Here is a 19,249-nt window from a genome sequence, read left to right as displayed (position 1 = left end):
ATCCAATGAAATCGAATGCATCTACATCATCCCTTTCGGCGTTGGACCCTGCCGTATTAAGTAGCGATGCTGTGTCGCCTCAGCCGCTTGCCATTGATGTTCAGGGGCTTGGTAAATCGTTTAAGCTTTTTGCCAAGCCTGCTGATCGGCTACGTGAAGCCCTAACCGGAAAAAATCGCCATACGGCCTATCAGGCATTAAGTGATGTCAGTTTCAGTGTTGCGGCAGGAGAAGTGCTCGGCGTACTAGGTAAAAATGGAGCGGGTAAATCCACGCTGCTTAAACTGCTAACCGGCGTGATTATGCCTGACAGCGGCAGTATGGCCATCAATGGCCGGGTCACAGGGCTGCTGGAGCTTGGGACTGGTTTTAATCTTGAGCTAAGCGGCGCAGATAACATTACTGCCAATGCTCTGATGCTAGGCATGACGCACGCCGAAATCGAGCAGCGGCGTAATGCGATGATCGAGTTTTCTGAGCTAGGCGATTATATTCACGAACCGCTGCGTACCTACTCATCCGGAATGGTGATGCGCTTGGGGTTTGCCATTGCCATACATGCAGACCCCGCCTGCCTACTGGTAGACGAAGCGCTGTCGGTAGGCGATGGTTACTTTCAGCAAAAATGTATGCAGCGCATTCGCGAGTTCAAACAGCAGGGCGGAGCAATCCTGTTTGTTTCCCACGATCTCAACGCCGTGAAAATACTCTGTGACCGTGCCATCGTGCTAGACGGTGGTAAGGTTGTGACACAAGGCTCACCGGAAGATGCGGTTAACATTTACAACCACATCATGGCCAGGCAGTCCGAAGAAGAAGAAAACCGTCATTTGGCCCGCCATGCCAATGTTGCAGGTACGCATCAAGTCGTTGTAGCTCATGCGCAGGCCAAAGGAGAGTTGAGCCAAGCGGAAGTGATTACCAGTGGCGAAATGCTGTATCTCACTATCACGTTAACTGCCCAGGAAGCGGTTGATGATATGGCGCTAGGCCTGCTGATACGCGACCGTTTCGGACAAGATATTTTCGGTATTAATACCTATGAGCGCCATGGCCCAATCCAAATGGATAAGGGGGAAACCCGCACATTCGACGTTGCTATTCATGCAGTAATAGCACCCGGAAAGTATACCGTCACGTTAGCAATGCACCCTGGCAAGGATCATCTTGATGCCTGCTATTGGTGGCAGGACGGTGCTTTACAGTTTGAAGTGGCTGGTTTCATTGGGCCTACGTTCTCAGGTATTTGCGAGCTTCCCTACACACTCACGCCTCATTCAATTCAATGCGAGCCTGGCGTATCAACAAGTGCAAGCAAGGAAACCCCATGAATAACGTCCCGGAGAGCGGTATTGCCGAACTAGAAGCGCGGCTGCGCCAGGCGGCCGCCGAAGGCAGCTCACAGCCGTTAGGCGAACCGCTGGGCGATTGGCGGCATCGGCTGCTCAAGCATCAAGTCAGGTATCAACATGCTCCCTACCTCATACTCTTAAATCCTGGTGCGCCCAGTATGATTGAGCTGCTGGCCTACGACCAGGATGATGAACACTTTCTAGCCGCGCTGTACCATCACTTGCTAGGCCGCGAAGCCGACCCCGAAGGGCAGCTCTACTATCTTCAGGAAGCGCAGCAATTTGGGCGTCTCTTTGTGCTGCTTAATATGCTCAATACAGAACCCGCTAGCGCCTACCTAAATGAGCAGAAGGTTCAGATATCACCGCGCCTGCACCGATTGGCAAACCTGCATAAAAAAGCTAATCGAATGAAGTGGTGTAATCGGCTATGGCAAAAACTACTTCCTAAATGGGAGCGCTGTTGGCAGCACCGATTCACGCACCATGCCGAATTCCGGCGTGCTATTGCCCTACAGCGTAGCCAAGCGATGCGCCAACACCTGTTAATTGATGCCGTGGCGGAACTCGACCAACGCCAAATGCAGCTGCAACAGTGCCAACAGCAGATGCTCACCAGGCATCAAGGTATAGGGCAGCAGTTGGCCCATCTGCATCGCCAGCAAGCGCAACCGGCTGGCGCCCCAGTGAATGATGCGTCATCCCTGGAGCAACAAGATGATGCTCCAGGGATGACATCGACCATTAATGGCCAGCTGGACGCTTATTATTTAGCATTTGAAGACACCTTTCGCGGTGAAGAGTCAACAATTAGCGCCCACCTGGAACGCTACCGCTCAGTATGGGTAAGCGCGCGCCAAGCGGGGGATAGAGCGCTGGACTTGGGCTGCGGCCGAGGAGAATGGCTGCGTATGCTGACTCAAGCAGGCTATCAAGCCTGCGGTATTGACTTAAATTCTACCATGGTTGCGCACTGCCAAGAGCAGGGGTTTAACGTAACCCACCAGGACGCCCTGGCCGCGTTGCGTGCACAACCTGATAACAGCCATGCCCTGATTACCGGCTTTCATATTGCTGAACATCTACCGTTTAGCGTTCTATTTGAGCTAGTGGGTGAAGCTTACCGAGTATTGGCGCCCGGCGGCCGTTTAGTGCTGGAAACCCCAAACCCGGAAAATCTCATTGTGGCCAGTTACAGCTTCTACCACGATTTGACCCACCGTAACCCACTAACGCCGGTCACACTTGAGTTTCTATACCAGTTCCATGGGTATGCGCCGGTAGAAATAAAGCGCTTCAATCCACCACCTGAAGAAACGCGCATCCCCGAGGAGACACCCACTGCAGAGCGTCTTAACCACATGCTATGCGCGCCCATGGACTACGCGGTGATAGGGGTCAAAGCGCCGATGAAGGTGGCGGTATGAAAATACTGTTAACGGCCAACCAAACTCCCTTTATTGCGGGGGGGGCCGACCATCATGTGCAAGGGGTATTGAAAGCGCTATGTCACCATGGCTACCAGGTTGAATTGATGCGTTTGCCTTTCCATTATGGGGAGCAGCATATTATCCACCAAATGCGCTACGTTGAGCAGCTGAATGTGCAAAACCCGAATGATGTTTCTGTGGATCGAGTTATCAGTCTGCAGTTTCCTGCCTACGGCGTCGCCCACCCAGAGCACGTTGTATGGCTAATGCACCAGCACCGCGCTTGCTATGAGCTATTTGACCCTGCGACTGCCAGCCCTGCGCAAGCCGAGTTGAAGGCCCAGGTCGAGGCTTTCGACAATCGGCATTTACGCCAGGCAAAAAAGTGCTTTGCCAACTCTGCGCGCGTAGCCGAGCGGCTGAAGCACTATAATCAGCTAAACGCCGAGCCGCTGTATCATCCGCCTTACCAGGCTGAGCGTTTTACCTGTGCCGATGATTGGGGATACATTTTCTACCCTAGCCGGTTGGAGCCGCTAAAACGCCAGGCACTGCTGATTGAGGCAATGCACTACACGCGCACGCCAGTAAGCCTGCTGCTGGCTGGCGAGGGAAGCCAGTACGAATCGTTGGCCGCTCTAATTGAGCAGCATGGCCTGCAAGACCGTGTGCGCCTGTTGGGCTACTGTAACGAAAATGAAAAGCAGGCACTGTACGCTCACAGTCTTGCAGTAGCTTTCCCTGCCTTTGACGAGGATTATGGCTATATTACCTTGGAAGCGATGCTGGCGGCTAAGCCAGTGATTACCTGCACCGACAGCGGCGGCCCAACGGCCTTTGTTGAACCAGGCCAAACGGGGTGGATCGTACCTCCAGAAGCGCAGGCATTGGCCGATGCGATGGATGCAGCTTATGCTAACCGGAAAAAGGCACAACAGTGGGGGCAGGAAGGCCGTATACACTACCAGCAGCAACATATTTCATGGAACAGGGTCGTAGAAAAGCTTATGGGCGCGTTTGAGGGTAAAATGGCGTCGTAAACCAGAGCAGCGAATGATAGCGACGTTTATCACATGATGTGCCATACAGTAATGAGCAACGATCCCTTTCTAACCATCAATGAGGGCGAGCTTTCGCCAAGTAGCCTGTCAAGGCTTTTCTACGCTTTGACCACAGCCTGTCGCTGAACGCCAATCAATGCATGCCAAGCTTGCTGGATGATGGGGGTAAAAAAAACGCCACTTTACGGCGTTATTCTTGTTCAGGCGCGCTCCTTGGGTCGAACCACTTCTGGTCTTGGGAACGGCTTATTTACTGTCAATAGAATAATTGTTAACGCCCGTTTCTTTGTAAGAGATTTCTTACAAAGCATGTCATGGCTGACAAGATGTGTTTTGTAAGTCATTGAATTATAGGTTTTTTGAAGACTTTCTTCAAAAAAGGATTGCAGTGGACGAAGAAAAACAGGCCAATCTTCTTTGTGTCCTCTGTTAATCATGTTTAATATGTTGATAGATGGTAAGAATGTTGACTTATGATCAACGCTGCTATTACATTACCCTTGTTCCAGCTAGGTAATGTTAATACGTGTTGTTAGCTAGCCACCTAATGCGAACTAACGACTGTATTGCATTGAGGGAACAAGAAAGATTACCTTGAGCGCTCAAGGTCGCTAAGAGCCATCCACTGTGGGTGGTATCTTTTTTAAGCAAGGAGACTATAGTCCCATGGCAACACAAGAGAATTTAGATCTGGCTCAAACACTTTACGTAGCCTATTACGGTCGTCCGGCCGATAAAGCAGGCCTCGAGTTTTGGGCGGATGAAATTGAAGCTTCTGGCGCAGCAGCTGTGGTGAGCGTATTCGGCAACTCTGATGAGTATGTTGCTCGCTTTGGCGATCTTGGCTCGGTAGAGCTGATTAACAGCATTTACCAGCAAGCGTTCAATCGCGATGCCGATGAAGGCGGTCTGGTTTTCTACGCAGAGAAACTTGAAAGCGGTGAGTTGGACCTCGCGACGATTGCGTTAACGATTGTTGAAAATGCATCCAATGATGATGCTCAAGACGCTACCGTTCTGGGCAATAAGGTAGCGGCAGCTGACGCATTTACCGCAGCAGCTGGCAGCGATTACGCAGGCAACGATGCTGCTGATTATGCCGCTGAGTTCTTGGCGAACGTTGGCGAAACAGCTGTTACCGAGCAGCAGATTGCTGACGCGGTAGCGGGTATCCCACAGGGCGGCGAAGAGCCGACTGAACCTGAAGTGCCGGCCACTCCGGGCGAAACTTTCGTCCTGACTGAAGGTCGCGATAACGTGACTGGTACTGCTAACGACGACACCTTCGTAGGTGACGTAGGTCAGAACCAGAACGGCGCGATTTCTAACGCCCTATCTACTGGCGACCGTTTGGACGGTGCTGGTGGTCGCAACACGATTGAAGCTTCTTTGATCAACGACAATGAAGTTGATGACGGGACGACACAAGCCCCACGTCCTATTACTCAAAACATCCAGGAAGTATACATCGAGGCGTTGCAAAGCAACTCTACCGATGGTGGTAACGCCACTCTCGACGTTACTCGCATGGAAAACGTTGAGCAATACTGGTCCGACTTTAGCCGCAGCGATATGACGTTCTCAGGCGTCAATCTGAACGGCAGCAATCTGAATATCACCAAAGACGTGACATTCGGTATGCGTGACGTGGATTTCGACTCTGGCCTGCGTGCTATGTTCGAAAGCCAATCTCTGGTTCGTGCGCCGGCTACCCAGTTGAACTCTCAGCTGCTGGTTCGTATTGCTGATGTTAGCACCGAGACCCCAACTACGCCGCTGGCGAATGTTGACCTCAACTTGAGCTTCGATCTTGGCGGTGAGACGGTAACACTTGATGGCATTCGCTCTACTGACGGCACTTATGCTGGTCTGGTAGAAGCGCTGCGCGCTGAGTTAGCTGAAGCCGGTCAGGGCGACGTAGAAGTTGCTTTGTCAACCCCTTACGAGCAAGTAACGGTGGCTGGTAACACGGTTAACCTGCCGTTCACTGCACAAGAAATCCTGATCACTGATGCTGCCGGTAACGAGTTCAGTAACGTGAACTTTACTCAGTCAGCTATTGAGCCGGTAGCGGACGGCTTCCTGGTAGCGGGTAATGCTCAGCCTGTTGATCCTGCTGTTAGCAGCAACCTGATCGAAACCAACCTTGTTCTTGACAACGCTGGTCGTGGTTCCGAAGCTGGTGACGTGACCATTGGTGGCATGTCTAATTCAGGCACAGTAATTGAAAAACTGAATCTGGAAGTAGACCGTAGCAGCAAAGTTGACAATGTGTTCTCTGCCTACGGTATGGGCCACGGAGTCGTTAGCAACACCGAAACTAAAGTTGCCTTCGAGCAAATTGAAGTTACTTCTGGTGCTGCCCAGGGCGACCTATCCATCGCGAATGTTGGCAATGTCCACAACTTCGATGCGACTGCATTTGAAGGTGCCAACTTGGCTGTTAACGGTTTAGCTGGCCTCAATAACGCTGGCTCCGATAACTTTGGCGATGACTGGGAACCGAATGCTGACGCGCGTGCCCACGTTTACAACACAGCTAACGAAGCGGGTAGTAACGACACTATTAATGTTACCTACTCTCTTGATAAAGCAGCTGAGTTCAACGGTTTCTCGCTGGGAATTAACACGGGTGCGGGTGATGACACCATTCACACTATTTCCGAGAACACTTCAGGCAACAACTTGCTGAACCAGCAAGATCTGCAGCCAAACGTTACCATCAATGCAGGCAGCGACAATAACACTGTCTGGACTGAAGGTGCAGGTGGTGTATCTATCACTACCGGTACTGGCAACGACGTTATCTACACTGATAACAGCGGCTTGTCTCAGATGAATAGTGATCTAGGCGCAACTTGGCTGGTGAATACTGCTAATACAGAGTTCACTGATCTGCGCGGTACTATTGCTGGCCTGTCTTCCGGTCAAACGACGCCTGCTGGTAATGACATTCCTGCGGTACTGTTTGGTGCCCAGCTGACTGTTACTTTAGCCGGTGCACAAACCGGTGGTGAAGTTACTAGTGGTGCTGCTGCTGCCTTTGGAAATGGTTTTGAAGGCGTTATCAACATGAATGACATTCTGGGAGACCGTATCTTCGGTGACCAGAACGACGTTAATGCTGCCATCATGCAAGTGGTTAACAACCACAACGTTCTGAGCAAGCTGTTGGTTGCTGAGAACGGTCCTGATAACAGTCTGGTAATTCGCTCACTGGTTGATGGCACGTTTGCCGCTGAAGACCTGCAAATCACGATGCTTCCTGCCGGTGTAAGTGGCATGAGCTCTTCCGATAAAGGTCGTCTGGAAACTGCCATTCGCCAAGAAGCTAATGACTCTAGCTTTGACGGTACTGATGCTAACCTGCAAGCAGTGTTGACTGGCTCCAGAACCGCTGTTGATACTATTGAAGGTATCGGTACAGGTGGTGGTGTTCTGGCTACTGACAATGGTGCTGATCTGACTGGTTTGGCCTCTACCAATAACAACACTGGCAACATTGTTAATGCGGGCGCTGGACGGGATGTCATCGTTCTATCTACCGACGCTAACAGCAATGAGACCGTTGTTTTTGAAAATGACTTTGGCCGTAACACCATTGTTAACTTTGACGCCGATGGCACCAGTGCTGGCGCTGACGTTTTAGACTTCACTGCCTACCTGACTAACGAGCAGTTCCAAGGCGGCAGCACTTCTGCTGAATCTCGTGACGCGTTCGCAACAGTTGGTTCTAACGGTGGCGGTACTGTTACAGCTAACAACGTGATTACGCTGAACGACTTTGTTGCCGGCACTGGTAATAACTCTGGCCAGACTTGGGGTAACCTGACTGCTGAGAACTTGCTGACTGCTATCCAGAATGGTGGAAATAGTGCTGACTACGGTAGCCTGCAGTCTACCACTCTCGACGTTTCTGCTGATATTACTGGCCTTGTTGGTAACTCCATCAATGCGATTGTTATGATCGAAAATAACAACAACGCAGGTGAGTACAAAGTGTTCGAACTGACCGGTTCTGGTGTCAACGACGCCAATACCGCCAATGAGTTCACTGGTGCAGAGCTGGTTGGCATCGTTGATTTTGGTAACACTGTTGATGCATCTGCGGTTGACCTTGCTTAATCGTTGAGAAATACTGGTTGTCATTGGATTCTTTTTGACAACCAGCTTCCTATCGATGATTTTTTAAGATCGTCTATTAGGAAAACAAAACCCCAATCTTCGGATTGGGGTTTTTCTTTTAATAGGGGGAGTCAGCATGTCTAAATGGGTTACTCTTTCGCGCCAGCAGCACTCAGACCTCTTTTATTTGCCGCGCCAAAACTATCGCTTTACTGCCACTTATGCAGTTGTGCCAATTCTGGCTGGCGAACTGAGGCAAGCGGTCACTCAGTTCGTGATGGGCTTTATCAAGCGTGGAGAGCGGTTTACCTTGGTTGCGCTGCTTGGTCAAGGTGAATCCTCACATCATTATATACATCCTGAAGACGGCCGCTGGTTAGGGGTCTATATTCCTGCTGTTTTTCGTGGGTATCCGTTTGGGCTTGCCAAGCAAGAAACAACCGGAGAAATGGTCTTGCAAGTTCATGCCGATCACTTGTCGCATGAAGCAGGAGAGCCTTTATTTGATGATTCAGGCGAGCTTAATAACGCGGTAGCCCAACAATTGAGTTTTTTAGGTGAGTGCGAAAAGAATCGACAGCAAACAGGTGAGGCATGCCAACGGCTAGCCGAGTCGGGTGTTTTGCAACCGTGGCAAACTGGCAAGGATGGGCCTAACGCTATTGGCCTATATCAAATTAATGAAGAAATGCTGAATAAGTTATCGGAGGCAGATTTTTATCAGTTGCAGGGCGTGCCTCTCGCTCTAGCGTATGGACAGCTGTTTTCTATGGCTCAGCATGAGCAGCTTTCTCAACGTTCAGAGTTACACGCTAAGCTAAGTGTGCCCGAGTCTATTGATGAGCTATTTGCAGATAATGACGATGATTTGCGGTTTGATTTTTAATCGCTGTCTACTCAGTCCATGCGAATGAGGTTTCATTCTTCAGCTTTTGCACGCGTTAGCTGCCAAATTAAGCAAAACAGTTTTTACCGCATGATGCGAATTCAGTAGAATAGCGCGCTTATTTATCGCAACGAGAGTGGAGCATAATGTCTACGCTGCCCAAAAGCGTTGTAGTGGGAGGTCGCCGGTACCCTACCTGGGCGTTAAGCTCAGGGGCCCGTCAGCAGTTGACGAATTTAGAGCGGGTGGATGCACATATTGCGCAGTTGAAGGATCAGTTGGCCTACTACACAGTGGCTCGAAAGCATTGCCTGGGTAGTTTGAGCCAAGCACTGCCAGTTCGGCAGCCTCCCACGGTACGGCGCTATTACTGGCAGATGGCATCCCCTGAGTGGGCGCAGCAGTCATGGACAGCTGAAAATGTTCCACTGTTGATGCGTGACTTCGACGCGAGTGAACGTTCCCGCGAGGGTGACTGCCTACTGATATATGTAAAAGGTTATGGCTTCTGTGGCTGGGGAGAGGTGTGCTTGAAGAGCCACTCGACACAACACTTATTTGTCTGGCGGAGCAGGGTCAAGGCATTATCTGACGCGTTACCGGCCAAAACGTTAAAAGAATATGCATTACGTCACCCTACGCGGGCATTCCAGCGCTTACCCGAAAATGCTCATGTTGAAGCTTTGTTAAGTGCGTTGGAAGCTCGAAGTAGTATGGGCGCATTATAGTTGTGAAGACAGCTTGATGACACCAAAACTGCTACACTATGTAACTGATATTTTATGATTAATTGACAGGGAGCCTAGTATGGCAAAAGATGAAACTCAATATGTCACGATTGATGGGCATGAGTATATTTTATCTGATCTATCTGAGAATGCGCGGAATCAACTGATTAATCTACGCGTGACGGACCAGGAAATTCAGCGCTTAAACCAGCTGTTGGCGATTGCTCAAACAGCACGCACTGCTTATGCGAACGCGCTGAAGGCTGAGCTGCCTGAGAAAAAAACTCACTAAAGGTGAGTGCGCTTGTAAAGAAGAAGCAGGATTGATGTGAGCACGGCTTTTTAGCCGTGCTTTTTTATGGTGAATCAAATGGAGTGTTATAACCTTTCTTAGTGGCGCCCGCGGGGTAATTCATTGACACAGCCACAAGAACTAAGCTATAGCTGAATCAGCTGTTGGTTAAGCGACGATACACAAGCACGGCTTTGAGTAAGCAGTACGAAGATACTGCCCTTTAAGTAGCGTTGTGGCTGACAGGCGACAGGGAACGTAATGGATGATGTCAGGAGAAAAAAATGCTAACGCCATCACAGCAGTTGCAATCGTACTATTTGGCAATGTTTGGCCGGGCCGCCGATCCGGAGGGATTTGCTTACTGGTTCGATAAGTTGAGTACTGATACGTTAACGCTTGAAGGCATCGCCGAGCAGATGCTGCAGTCCGAAGAGTTTGCTTCACAGCGTGAAGTACTTGTTCAACTTGAGGATAACGGCTGGGTCAATGAGGTATACCAGCGCTTGTTCGCACGTGAGGCAGAAGCTGAAGGGGTGTCCTATTGGTCTGAGCAGGCTCAAAATGGTCACTCTGCTCAGGCGATTTTGCTTGATATGATGAGTTTTGCGAAAGACACCGATGCTGAGGCATTAAACGCCTACGCCTCGGTGGCAGAGTTCTACTCCTCAAGCGTTTCAAGTGAAGACTACGACCCCCAGCAAACGTTAGTCCAAGAGGGCTTCAGGTCAAACCAGCAGCTTTATCAGGACCTCGAAGCGTTGGCGGCAACGTATGATACGTTAAGCTTGGCACAAGCAGGCGAGTCTGTAGAGGGGCGTCCGTTATATAGCGCAACGGTAGGTGAAGGCTCGCATAAATTAATGATTGTGACCCAGCAGCACGGTGATGAGCCTGTGGGAACGGAGTCGGCGATGCATCTGCTAGAGTGGATGAGTGGCGACAGTGAGGCAGCGCAATCGTTGCGAGAGCAGGTCACATTGACCGTTATGCCCAGGGTTAATCCCGACGGTTTTGAGCGTTGGGAGCAGTTGGTTTCTGGTAACAGCGACCCAGAGACAACACTGGACCCGCGTCGTAACTCAGCAGATATTGATCTCAACCGTACCTGGGATTCAGGTGAAGCTATCGACCCGGCGTTAATTCCTGAAACCCTGGCCGTACGCAACGTACTGGCAGCGTTTCAGCCGGACTTGATTCTTGATTATCACAACCAGAATAACTACCTCAATGAGACGGGCGAGCTGGAGACAATGTCGATTCTCTGGCCAACCAGTGACGGTGTCGAGCCTTCTATCACGGCCACCGCTCAGCAGGCGGCTATAGCACTTGCCCAGGGCGTTGAACTGTTCGATTACGGCTATCTCTCTTTATTCCCTGGCGGCGATGCGGCGAATATAGGCCGTAATGGCATAGCGATGGATGGTACGCCTGCGCTTTTAATAGAACAGCGTGGACTTGAAGAGTTTGAGCTAAAAGCGCTGGAAGGATTAGCGCTTGATTTTGATGCCGTAGCAAGCGCGTTAACCCTTGAGGGGGTTCTGAGCATGGTCGGCGTCATGCAGGCGCTTGGTAAGGATGGTTTTGAAACCATTGACCCAGAGTTAGCGCTATTGCTCCCTGAGCGGGGTGAGCGCACGCCCTTCGATGAGCTTTATGCCGAAGAGATCGAGGGGGAAGTCGATGTCGCTGCTGCCCATAGCATGCAAAATATGCTCGACCTTGACGCAGTGCCAGTGACCGGTGTTGCTGAGCCTCTATTATCGGAATTTTTAGCCGCGTAACAGGTGTTGTAGCTTCGACCTGTCTGAGATGCCCTCATTTTAACAGTGAGGGCATTTTTCATTTCCAGGCCCTTGCCGCTTATATGCACATTGGCCCAGCTTCTGTCGGAGAGTTGCCGAGCAGGGAGGGCGTTCAGCGGGTCCTGGGCATATGGGCGCCTCCGAGCCCCCTTGGTGAGTTGTGCTACTATCTTCGCTCTTTATTGTCCGCTGGAAGCGTTAAATGGTTGTTACAAAGCCTCTGAATCAAGTGACAAGTGGCATCGTGTTTTTAATGGGCGCTTTGGCGCTAATTGTGCCCTCGGGCTATTCAATTGGCCCTGTAATGCTATTGTTGCTCAGCGGGCTACTGTTGGTTAAGCCTCTGCCATATAAGCTTGCGCCGCGAGACCTATGGGTGATAGCTGCATTGAGTAGTTATGGCCTTGTCGTGGGAATGTTTTCTCTGCTTGAGCTGAGTACGCGCGAGCTTGACCGCCCAGTGCGTTTTTTATTGGCGGTCCCCGTATTGCTGTTGATTCTACGTGTACCTCCGCGCTTGTCGTGGCTGTGGTCGGGTATTGCAGTAGGTGCAATTGGCGCCGGGACATTGGCTGCTTGGCAAAAACTCATTGAAGATGTTGGGCGGGCGGATGGGTTTCTGCATCCCATACAGTTTGGCAATTTAAGTATGCTATTGGGAGTGCTATGCCTGGCAGGCTTGGGCTGGGCTGCTGTGCAACGCTTTCGTTATACGTGGATGGCGCTCTTATTAACAGGCGCGCTTTGCGGCATGTTGGGGTCGTTATTTTCGGGTAGCCGAGGAGGGTGGGTCGGCTTGCCCATTATAGGTCTGGTGCTGTACCGCAGCTATGGCCACTGTTTTTCTGTGCGCGTTAAACTCAGCATGGTCGGTTTTGTAACACTGCTTCTTGCAGCGCTTTATATGTTGCCTGAGGTTGGTTTGCAGAAGCGAGTACACGAGGCTGTCAGTGATATCAGCAGCTATGTCACGGGAGAAGAAAGGGATACCTCGCTTGGGCTTCGTTTTGAAATGTGGCAAGGGGCAACGCAGTTGATCGCAGAGCGTCCTTTATTGGGTTGGGGGGAAGCGGGATACCAGGCTGCTATGCACAAACTGGGCGAGGAAGGTGATATTTCATTGGCTGCTTCTACGTTTGATCATGCGCACAATGACATTATTGATGCGTTTGCTAAGCGTGGGGTGTTTGGGGTGGCCGCATTACTATGTTTGTATTTAGTGCCGCTGCGCATGTTTGCCTCAGGTTTGCAGCATTCCAACCTTGAAATTCGGGCGTTGGCCGTAGCGGGTACGTTATTGTCCGTTGCTTATATAGATTTTGGCCTCTCACAAACGTTCTTTGCGCATAACAGTGGCGCCATGTTCTATGCGTTCTGGCTAGCTGTACTATGGGGTGTTTATAGCGCGCAAAGCCGAGCAACCCGTGATGAGCGGCATTCATGCAGTACCTGACGCGGATGCGATGAAAGTCACCTCAGGCTGCGTTATGATAGCGGCCTGATTTCTTTCATGAACGATCCTTATCGACGAGGTTTCCCGCCAATGTTCAGCCGTGATATGACAATTGCCGGATTTGACGATGCGCTGTTTGACGCCATGCAGAAAGAAGTGGCCCGTCAAGAAGCCCATATTGAGTTAATTGCTTCCGAAAACTACGCAAGCCCCCGCGTAATGGAAGCGCAAGGCAGCCAGCTGACCAACAAATACGCTGAAGGTTATCCGGGCAAGCGCTACTATGGCGGCTGCGAGTTTGTCGATATCGCTGAAAACCTCGCGATTGACTACGCAAAAGAGCTGTTCGGCGCAACCTACGTTAACGTTCAGCCGCACTCCGGCTCCCAAGCCAACAGCGCGGTATTTTTAGCGCTGGTTAAGCCGGGCGACACCATTTTAGGCATGAGCCTGGACGCAGGTGGTCACTTGACCCACGGCGCCAAGCCTAGCTTCTCCGGCAAGCAGTACAATGCGGTTCAGTACGGCTTAAACGAGCAAGGCCTGATTGATTATGATCAAGTGGCGGAACTTGCCCGCGAGCACAAGCCGAAAATGATCATTGCTGGCTTCTCTGCTTACTCACAAATTGTCGATTGGGCTAAATTCCGCGAAATCGCCGACGAAGTAGGCGCTTACCTGCTGGTGGATATGGCCCACGTAGCGGGCTTGGTCGCGGCAGGTGTTTACCCAAGCCCCTTGCCTCATGCCCACGTTGTTACCTCAACGACACACAAAACGCTGCGCGGTCCGCGTAGTGGCGTGATTCTGTCGGCTGAAAACGATGCTGATATTGAGAAAAAGCTGCAGTCTGCTGTGTTCCCTGGCGGCCAAGGTGGCCCGTTGATGCATGCTATTGCGGCAAAAGCGGTCTGCTTCAAAGAAGCCATGGCTCCTGAGTTTAAAGCCTACCAGCAGCAGGTCGTTAAAAATGCCAAGGTAATGGCCGGTGTGTTTATGGAGCGCGGTTTTGATATCGTTTCCGGCGGCACCGAAGACCACCTGTTCCTGCTCTCGTTAATCAAGCAGGGCGTGACCGGTAAAGATGCCGATGCGGCACTAGGTCGTGCGCATATCACCGTTAACAAAAACGCCGTGCCTAACGATCCGCAAAGCCCGTTTGTTACCTCAGGCCTGCGCATCGGTACGCCAGCAGTCACGACGCGTGGTTTCGGTGAAGAAGAGTGTCGTCAGCTGGCAGGTTGGATTTGTGACATCTTGGATGTGCTTGCCAAAGGCGAAGACACCAGCGCCATTGAAGCCCAAGTGGCTGAAAAAGTGGCAGAGGTATGCGGCCGTTTCCCGGTTTATAAGTAACGTTGTGATAAAGGGTTGCGTGAAGAGCCAGGTTAGCCCGTAAGGCTCAACAATTCACGCTATGTTTGAAAAAAGGCCTGCACGTTAACATCGTGCAGGCCTTTTGGTTTTAGCGACGCGTAAAAGTAAAATTATGCATGCTTACTCAGGGTGGGGGATAAACGACTCCATCGCTTCGAGCATTTGATCAACGTCGGGGATGCGTCCGTCCTGGTTAAATAAACACCTGTGCTGTGGCTCGTACCTGGGCCAATAGCGGTAAGGCAGCGTCGAATAAAAAATGCCTAAAGTGGGCGTGTGCGTGGCCAGTGCCAGGTTTCTTACGCCCGTATCGCCACAAACAAGCAAGTCTGCCCGGGCCATGGTGTGCGTAAGCTCATTCAGGGGAAGTTTGTGCTGGATCGTAATGTTGGCGTGCTGCGCTGCCTCGGCGAGCAGGAAATCCCCTTTTTCACTCTCGTTGGCCCCTTCCAGCAAAATATGCTGATAATCAGGAAACTGTGAGGCGGCACGTAAAATAAGCGTCTTCCACACGTCCTGTGGAACAGATTTATTGGTTCCAGACGCGAAGGGGAAATAGTAGATAACGCGAGTACTCTCGCTTGGGGAGTGAACGGGCAGCGCAAAATCGAGCGGGTACGAGGGCTGGTTGCCGAATACGTTTAAGAAGTCGAGTAAGACCTCGGCTTCGTAATGGTAGTTTGAGCGGGGCAGGGTAACGTCATACAGCCATCGGTTGTACCAGGGGCGATATGGAAACCCCATTTTTAAATGCGCACTGCTCAATAGCGTGAGTGCCCTTGAGCGTGAGGTATCCGCAAGATCAAACACAATATCGAACTTACCAAGCGTTTTAAGCGATGTGTACTGTTCTTTAATGCCGGTTGATGTGTCATGGATGAAAATGTCATCGACCAGGTCTTCAGGCACTGCATAGCGATATTTTCTGGTGGTTGCCAGCGTCACGTGCGCGTGCGGGAAGGTCTTTTTTAATTCAACCAGAAAGGGGCGAGCCGCCATATAGTCGCCAAAAGCACATTGGCGTATCACTAAAACACGCTTGATATCCTCATGGCGTGTTTGGTTGGTCCACTGTAGTGATTTTTTCTTGAAATAACCTGATTTATCTTTCCATATCTTCATACTGCCGAGCCCGATAATAACGATTAAAACGACACTGCCGGTGAGACATACAGGGCAGTTGAGTAGGTGGCTCATAGAGAGTGTTCACTATGGGCTCGCTTACCAGCCCCCTTGGCCTTCCAGCAAGCTACGCATGTTATTATCCAGCTTTACTTGGAAATCTGCACTGCCCAGTACCATGGCATCGCTTGAACGTACTACGCGGGTGCTTACGTAGAGATAATCCTGCCCTTGAGCATAGGTGCCCATCAAAATAGAGCGTGCATTATATTCTGAACTTAAGCTCTGTACCTCGCGGGAAAGAATCAACTCGCCCACTTTCTCCTCAATAAACATGCTGTGGCGCATTTTGACTTCACGCACCTGCATACCCTGCTGCGCAAGGGCTGAGGCCATGATTTCCGAACTGATACGCCCAAACGTGGAGGATTGCGTGAGGTTGTCGATGTTGACAAAGGTAGCGGCAATCATGGGGTTGTAGCGCGTGATATCTGGGTTGCCAGCCACCATCTGTTGAGCGGCTTTATGCGCCAGCTCAGAAAGGTCGGGCTCTGGCGGACGCGGCTTGCTGTTAGCACTGTTCGCGGCACAGCCCGTTATGAAAAGCAGCAAAAGGCCCATCAATAACAGGCGGCTAGTCGCTAGAAACGTGTGCGGATGCGGTGATGTCGACGGTATGAAATGCATGGCGTTACCAGGTACCTGTTACCGGGATAGAGGGGACAGCCGGCGCTTGCGGAACGCGATGCGGCGCATATTGGCGGCGGTCGCCTGCATTGATGTAATAGATATTCGATGAGGAGTAAAGAATACGCTCATCGTCGGTTATCTGAATGGTGATAATAACCTCTTCATTGCCTGTAGAGGTCCAGCTACCGCTAACGACGTCGGCAGCAATCCCGGCGGGTATTAATCCAAGCGCGGGTTCTGTCCAGTGATTATACGGAATAGTCGCGACCGCAATGCCTGCTGTTAGCGCTGTAAAGGTACCGACTGGCGGGCGAATAAAGCCCCTGTCTCGGTGTTCAACTATTTCCACGCCGATATGGATGTCGGCGGTGTTGGCCGTTGGCACCGTAGTGAGGTTGGCACCACGCGAAACGAGCTCGCTGGTCAGTAGCGTGCGAAAACCGCGTTCAAACTCGCCGCCGCTATACGTATTCAGGCCTTGGTGGTCAGGCTCGGTAATATATAAATCCCGAAAACGAACGCGCTCACGCTGTAGAATGCGGTTGGTTTCATAGCGCGCCAGTACTTCCCAGTGATGAGCGGCCTGCATACGTTGCTGCTCAGTATAAGGGTAGGTGGTGGCGATGGGGGCCTGCGAGGTATTGGCATAGAAGCAGCCGCTTAGCAGTAAGCTTGCAAACCCTGCACAGGCAAAGCGAAATAATGGGGTCGTTAATAAATGGCTCAAGCAGCTCTGCACCAGAGGTTCCTTATCGTGTCATAGGGTCTTTGATAGACTTGTCTAGTTTTACCATGCTTGGTAACCATCGGCCACGGGATTGAAAACTTGAATGAGCGATAACACGCATGCTTGAAGATCATCGCGGCGGCTCGCGCCATGATACGCTAATGTCAGCCTATCCTGCCGATGAAAGTGGTAGCGGATGGATGATTAGCTACATCGATATTATGACGCTGCTGGTGGCGCTTTTTGTCATTATTGTGGCAGCAGCGGGTGCCAAGGCGCCTGAACTGTTTCAAGCATCCTCAGAAGAGGCGGCTCAAACGTCAGACCCTACACTTGACATACCGCTTCCAGAGTCAATGGAGAATGTACGGCAACAGCGTACTATTGAAGAGTGGCGGCGAGGGCTGGACCCTCATGCGCTGAGCGCGGCACTTGGCGTTGCCGGGTTGCCCAATCGTATTGCTGAACCTGATGCTACACCCGAAGCGCCGCCGCTACTACTGGCACTTTCCCCAGTGGAGGTTTTACCGCCAGAAGAGGTTGCTGAACCGTTAGCGTGGATGCCTCCTGTGGTGCTGCCCACGCTGTTAATGCGCGTGGATGATGAGGCATTAGCGGCGCCCTTGGCCGATTATATGGTGCTACTGACAGACCATCCTCCGGTTAATGTTCAGGAAGTATCAATAGATGCGATCAATAGTTCCCAGGTACTTCAAGCCTCCCTGGTCGAGCGTGTTGATGTCTCCCCCTATTTGCCCGACCTGGAAGGTGTTGAGGTTTCCCGGGTGGCGGAGGGGATTAGTTTGCGCGTTCAGGATCAACTGCTGTTCCCTTCCGCTGCGGCGGAGCTCACCAGTGGAGGAAACTCACTGGTCGGCAGCCTGCTGGAAACCATTCAGCGATACGAAGGGGAAGTGTGGGTAGAGGGCCACTCAGACAGCCAGAGTATTAGCACCGAGGAGTTTTCTTCAAACTGGGCGCTCTCCAGTGCACGGGCCATTGCCATTGTCGAAGCACTAGAAGCGGAAGGTGTCGCGCCTGAGCGCCTAAGAGCGGTTGGACTCGCCGACACTCAGCCGCTTGAAGATAACAGCACGCCAGAAGGGCGGTCACGCAATCGACGCGTCGAGGTCGTCATTCATATTGAGTAAAAAGGCCCGCCGGGGGAGGGCGGGCAAAAGAGCTTGGCTCGAAGTAGCTCGCTAGCCTCAGGGGAGGGGGGGAATTGCTAGCGAGTACAATTTCAGTATAGTTGTAGTGTAGGTTTTTCCAAGTTTTGCCGAGCGTTTAAAGGCGGCTAAAGGGTCCTAAAGAGGTTCACGTTTTTATAACCTTACTGAGAGGCACCACAACAGTGCGTTTAGCTGGCGCTGTTTTAAATATTGCTTGAATAAATTGTGGGAGCAGGCTAATGCTCGCCCACCCCCGAAAGCTTGATAAACACTGTGGGAGCAGGCTTCAGCCAGCGAATGGTGCTTGTTAGTGGTATTGTGGGAGGGTTGCTTGCGCTTCTTCGCCGTTTTGATCTACATGGAAGTGGGCAACTTTCTGGCGCAACTGAGTACTAAGCTGCGCTAACGTTTGGGTGGTATGGGTGCTCTGTTGCACCAGCCCGGCATTTTGCTGGGTCATCTGGTCCATCTGGGTTACGGCCAGGTTGACCTGTTCAATGCCGCTGCTCTGTTCACTGGTGGCTGCGGATATTTCCTGTACCAGCGTGCTGAGCTGTTGGATATCGGTGACCACGCTATTGATAATGTCACCGGTATTGCGAACTTGCTGGCTGCCTTCGGCGACTTGAGCGCCGGAGTTTTCAATCAGCTTTTTGATTTCCTGAGCAGCCGATGCCGAACGGCTGGCAAGCTGACGTACCTCATTGGCAACCACCGCAAAACCACGCCCCTGTTCACCTGCGCGTGCCGCTTCCACCGAGGCATTCAGTGCCAAAATATTGGTCTGAAACGCGATAGCATCAATGGTGTTCACGATACTGCTCATTTCTGCCGAGCTTTCGTTAATCGTGGCCATGGTGCTGACCACTGTGGTCATCGCGTCGCTTCCGCGCTGCGCATTATTCGCCGTGTTCGTGGCCAATTGGCGGGCATGCTCGGCATGGTCAGCATTCTGTTTCACGGTGGCCGTGAGTTCTTCCATGCTGGAGGCTGTTTCGGCAAGGGAGGCTGCCTGCTGTTCGGTGCGCG

15 protein-coding genes are annotated in these 19,249 nt (G+C 51.5%); 11 read left to right on the top strand and 4 right to left on the bottom strand.

Translation table 11 applies throughout. The features are described from left to right. Positions 1-5 precede the first annotated feature (5 nt). From CZ787_RS07335 to glyA, 10 genes are all read left to right on the top strand, one after another. The gene (locus CZ787_RS07335) at positions 6-1,331 is read left to right on the top strand and encodes an ABC transporter ATP-binding protein (RefSeq protein WP_087107710.1); all 1,326 of its coding nucleotides are present in this window, start codon (positions 6-8) and stop codon (positions 1,329-1,331) included. Next, complete coding sequence (locus tag CZ787_RS07330) at positions 1,328-2,779, top strand: methyltransferase domain-containing protein (RefSeq protein ID WP_176372186.1); 1,452 nt, start codon at positions 1,328-1,330, stop codon at positions 2,777-2,779. The genes CZ787_RS07335 and CZ787_RS07330 overlap by 4 nt, the downstream gene beginning before the upstream one ends. After that, positions 2,776-3,822 carry a glycosyltransferase family 4 protein gene (locus CZ787_RS07325; protein ID WP_087107706.1) on the top strand — a complete coding sequence of 349 codons (1,047 nt, stop codon included), beginning with the start codon at positions 2,776-2,778 and terminating at the stop codon, positions 3,820-3,822. Before CZ787_RS07330 ends, CZ787_RS07325 begins: the two co-directional genes overlap by 4 nt. Positions 3,823-4,509: 687 nt before the next feature. Next, a complete protein-coding gene (locus CZ787_RS07320) occupies positions 4,510-7,968 on the top strand; it encodes a DUF4214 domain-containing protein (RefSeq protein ID WP_087107704.1) in 3,459 nt (1,152 codons plus the stop codon). 136 nt (positions 7,969-8,104) lie between these two features. After that, positions 8,105-8,854, top strand: coding sequence for a SapC family protein (locus tag CZ787_RS07315; protein WP_087107702.1), 750 nt, complete (start codon positions 8,105-8,107; stop codon positions 8,852-8,854). Positions 8,855-9,000: 146 nt separating this feature from the next. Then, entirely contained in the window at positions 9,001-9,582 is a 582-nt protein-coding gene (locus CZ787_RS18820) for a hypothetical protein (RefSeq protein ID WP_176372185.1), read from the top strand. Positions 9,583-9,661: 79 nt separating this feature from the next. Further along, complete coding sequence (locus CZ787_RS07305) at positions 9,662-9,874, top strand: DUF6447 family protein (protein ID WP_087107700.1); 213 nt, start codon at positions 9,662-9,664, stop codon at positions 9,872-9,874. A 284-nt stretch (positions 9,875-10,158) separates the two neighbouring features. After that, positions 10,159-11,658: a M14 family zinc carboxypeptidase gene (locus CZ787_RS07300; RefSeq protein ID WP_087107698.1), complete on the top strand. Its 1,500-nt coding sequence runs from the start codon at positions 10,159-10,161 to the stop codon at positions 11,656-11,658. Between the two features lie 223 nt (positions 11,659-11,881). Beyond that, complete coding sequence (locus CZ787_RS07295) at positions 11,882-13,132, top strand: O-antigen ligase family protein (protein WP_087107696.1); 1,251 nt, start codon at positions 11,882-11,884, stop codon at positions 13,130-13,132. A 90-nt stretch (positions 13,133-13,222) separates the two neighbouring features. Beyond that, on the top strand, positions 13,223-14,488 hold the full coding sequence (gene glyA / locus CZ787_RS07290; RefSeq protein ID WP_087107694.1) for a serine hydroxymethyltransferase: 1,266 nt from the start codon (positions 13,223-13,225) through the stop codon (positions 14,486-14,488). A gap of 141 nt (positions 14,489-14,629) precedes the next feature. Here the strand turns inward: glyA and CZ787_RS07285 are convergent, their stop codons facing one another. Genes CZ787_RS07285 through CZ787_RS07275 form a run of 3 tightly spaced genes read right to left on the bottom strand, consistent with a single transcriptional unit; the run spans position 14,630 to position 17,060 of the window. Beyond that, positions 14,630-15,706: a glycosyltransferase family 9 protein gene (locus tag CZ787_RS07285; protein ID WP_254908586.1), complete on the bottom strand. Its 1,077-nt coding sequence runs from the start codon at positions 15,704-15,706 to the stop codon at positions 14,630-14,632. 24 nt (positions 15,707-15,730) lie between these two features. After that, complete coding sequence (locus CZ787_RS07280) at positions 15,731-16,318, bottom strand: FlgO family outer membrane protein (RefSeq protein WP_087107691.1); 588 nt, start codon at positions 16,316-16,318, stop codon at positions 15,731-15,733. A gap of 4 nt (positions 16,319-16,322) precedes the next feature. Next, the gene (locus CZ787_RS07275) at positions 16,323-17,060 is read right to left on the bottom strand and encodes a hypothetical protein (protein WP_328514775.1); all 738 of its coding nucleotides are present in this window, start codon (positions 17,058-17,060) and stop codon (positions 16,323-16,325) included. A 107-nt stretch (positions 17,061-17,167) separates the two neighbouring features. Between CZ787_RS07275 and CZ787_RS07270 the strand changes: the two genes are divergently transcribed. Continuing rightward, positions 17,168-18,199, top strand: coding sequence for an OmpA family protein (locus CZ787_RS07270; RefSeq protein WP_087107689.1), 1,032 nt, complete (start codon positions 17,168-17,170; stop codon positions 18,197-18,199). Between the two features lie 328 nt (positions 18,200-18,527). Here CZ787_RS07270 and CZ787_RS07265 read toward each other — a convergent pair. Next, a partial coding sequence (locus CZ787_RS07265) for a methyl-accepting chemotaxis protein (RefSeq protein WP_254908585.1) occupies positions 18,528-19,249 on the bottom strand: 722 nt, incomplete at its 5' end.

The organism is Halomonas citrativorans, assembly GCF_900163645.1.
Lineage (GTDB): Bacteria > Pseudomonadota > Gammaproteobacteria > Pseudomonadales > Halomonadaceae > Vreelandella > Vreelandella citrativorans.
Note: the sequence above shows the minus strand (reverse complement) of the source record. Positions and strands in the feature narration are given on the sequence as shown.

What these genes read in the sequence shown, in the direction of transcription:
- CZ787_RS07335 (WP_087107710.1), top strand. Translation starts at nt 6, where the DNA reads ATGAAATCGAATGCATCTACATCATCCCTTTCGGCGTTGGACCCTGCC.
- CZ787_RS07330 (WP_176372186.1), top strand. Translation starts at nt 1,328, where the DNA reads ATGAATAACGTCCCGGAGAGCGGTATTGCCGAACTAGAAGCGCGGCTG.
- CZ787_RS07325 (WP_087107706.1), top strand. Translation starts at nt 2,776, where the DNA reads ATGAAAATACTGTTAACGGCCAACCAAACTCCCTTTATTGCGGGGGGG.
- CZ787_RS07320 (WP_087107704.1), top strand. Translation starts at nt 4,510, where the DNA reads ATGGCAACACAAGAGAATTTAGATCTGGCTCAAACACTTTACGTAGCC.
- CZ787_RS07315 (WP_087107702.1), top strand. Translation starts at nt 8,105, where the DNA reads ATGTCTAAATGGGTTACTCTTTCGCGCCAGCAGCACTCAGACCTCTTT.
- CZ787_RS18820 (WP_176372185.1), top strand. Translation starts at nt 9,001, where the DNA reads ATGTCTACGCTGCCCAAAAGCGTTGTAGTGGGAGGTCGCCGGTACCCT.
- CZ787_RS07305 (WP_087107700.1), top strand. Translation starts at nt 9,662, where the DNA reads ATGGCAAAAGATGAAACTCAATATGTCACGATTGATGGGCATGAGTAT.
- CZ787_RS07300 (WP_087107698.1), top strand. Translation starts at nt 10,159, where the DNA reads ATGCTAACGCCATCACAGCAGTTGCAATCGTACTATTTGGCAATGTTT.
- CZ787_RS07295 (WP_087107696.1), top strand. Translation starts at nt 11,882, where the DNA reads ATGGTTGTTACAAAGCCTCTGAATCAAGTGACAAGTGGCATCGTGTTT.
- glyA (WP_087107694.1), top strand. Translation starts at nt 13,223, where the DNA reads ATGTTCAGCCGTGATATGACAATTGCCGGATTTGACGATGCGCTGTTT.
- CZ787_RS07285 (WP_254908586.1), bottom strand. Translation starts at nt 15,706, where the DNA reads ATGAGCCACCTACTCAACTGCCCTGTATGTCTCACCGGCAGTGTCGTT.
- CZ787_RS07280 (WP_087107691.1), bottom strand. Translation starts at nt 16,318, where the DNA reads ATGCATTTCATACCGTCGACATCACCGCATCCGCACACGTTTCTAGCG.
- CZ787_RS07270 (WP_087107689.1), top strand. Translation starts at nt 17,168, where the DNA reads ATGCTTGAAGATCATCGCGGCGGCTCGCGCCATGATACGCTAATGTCA.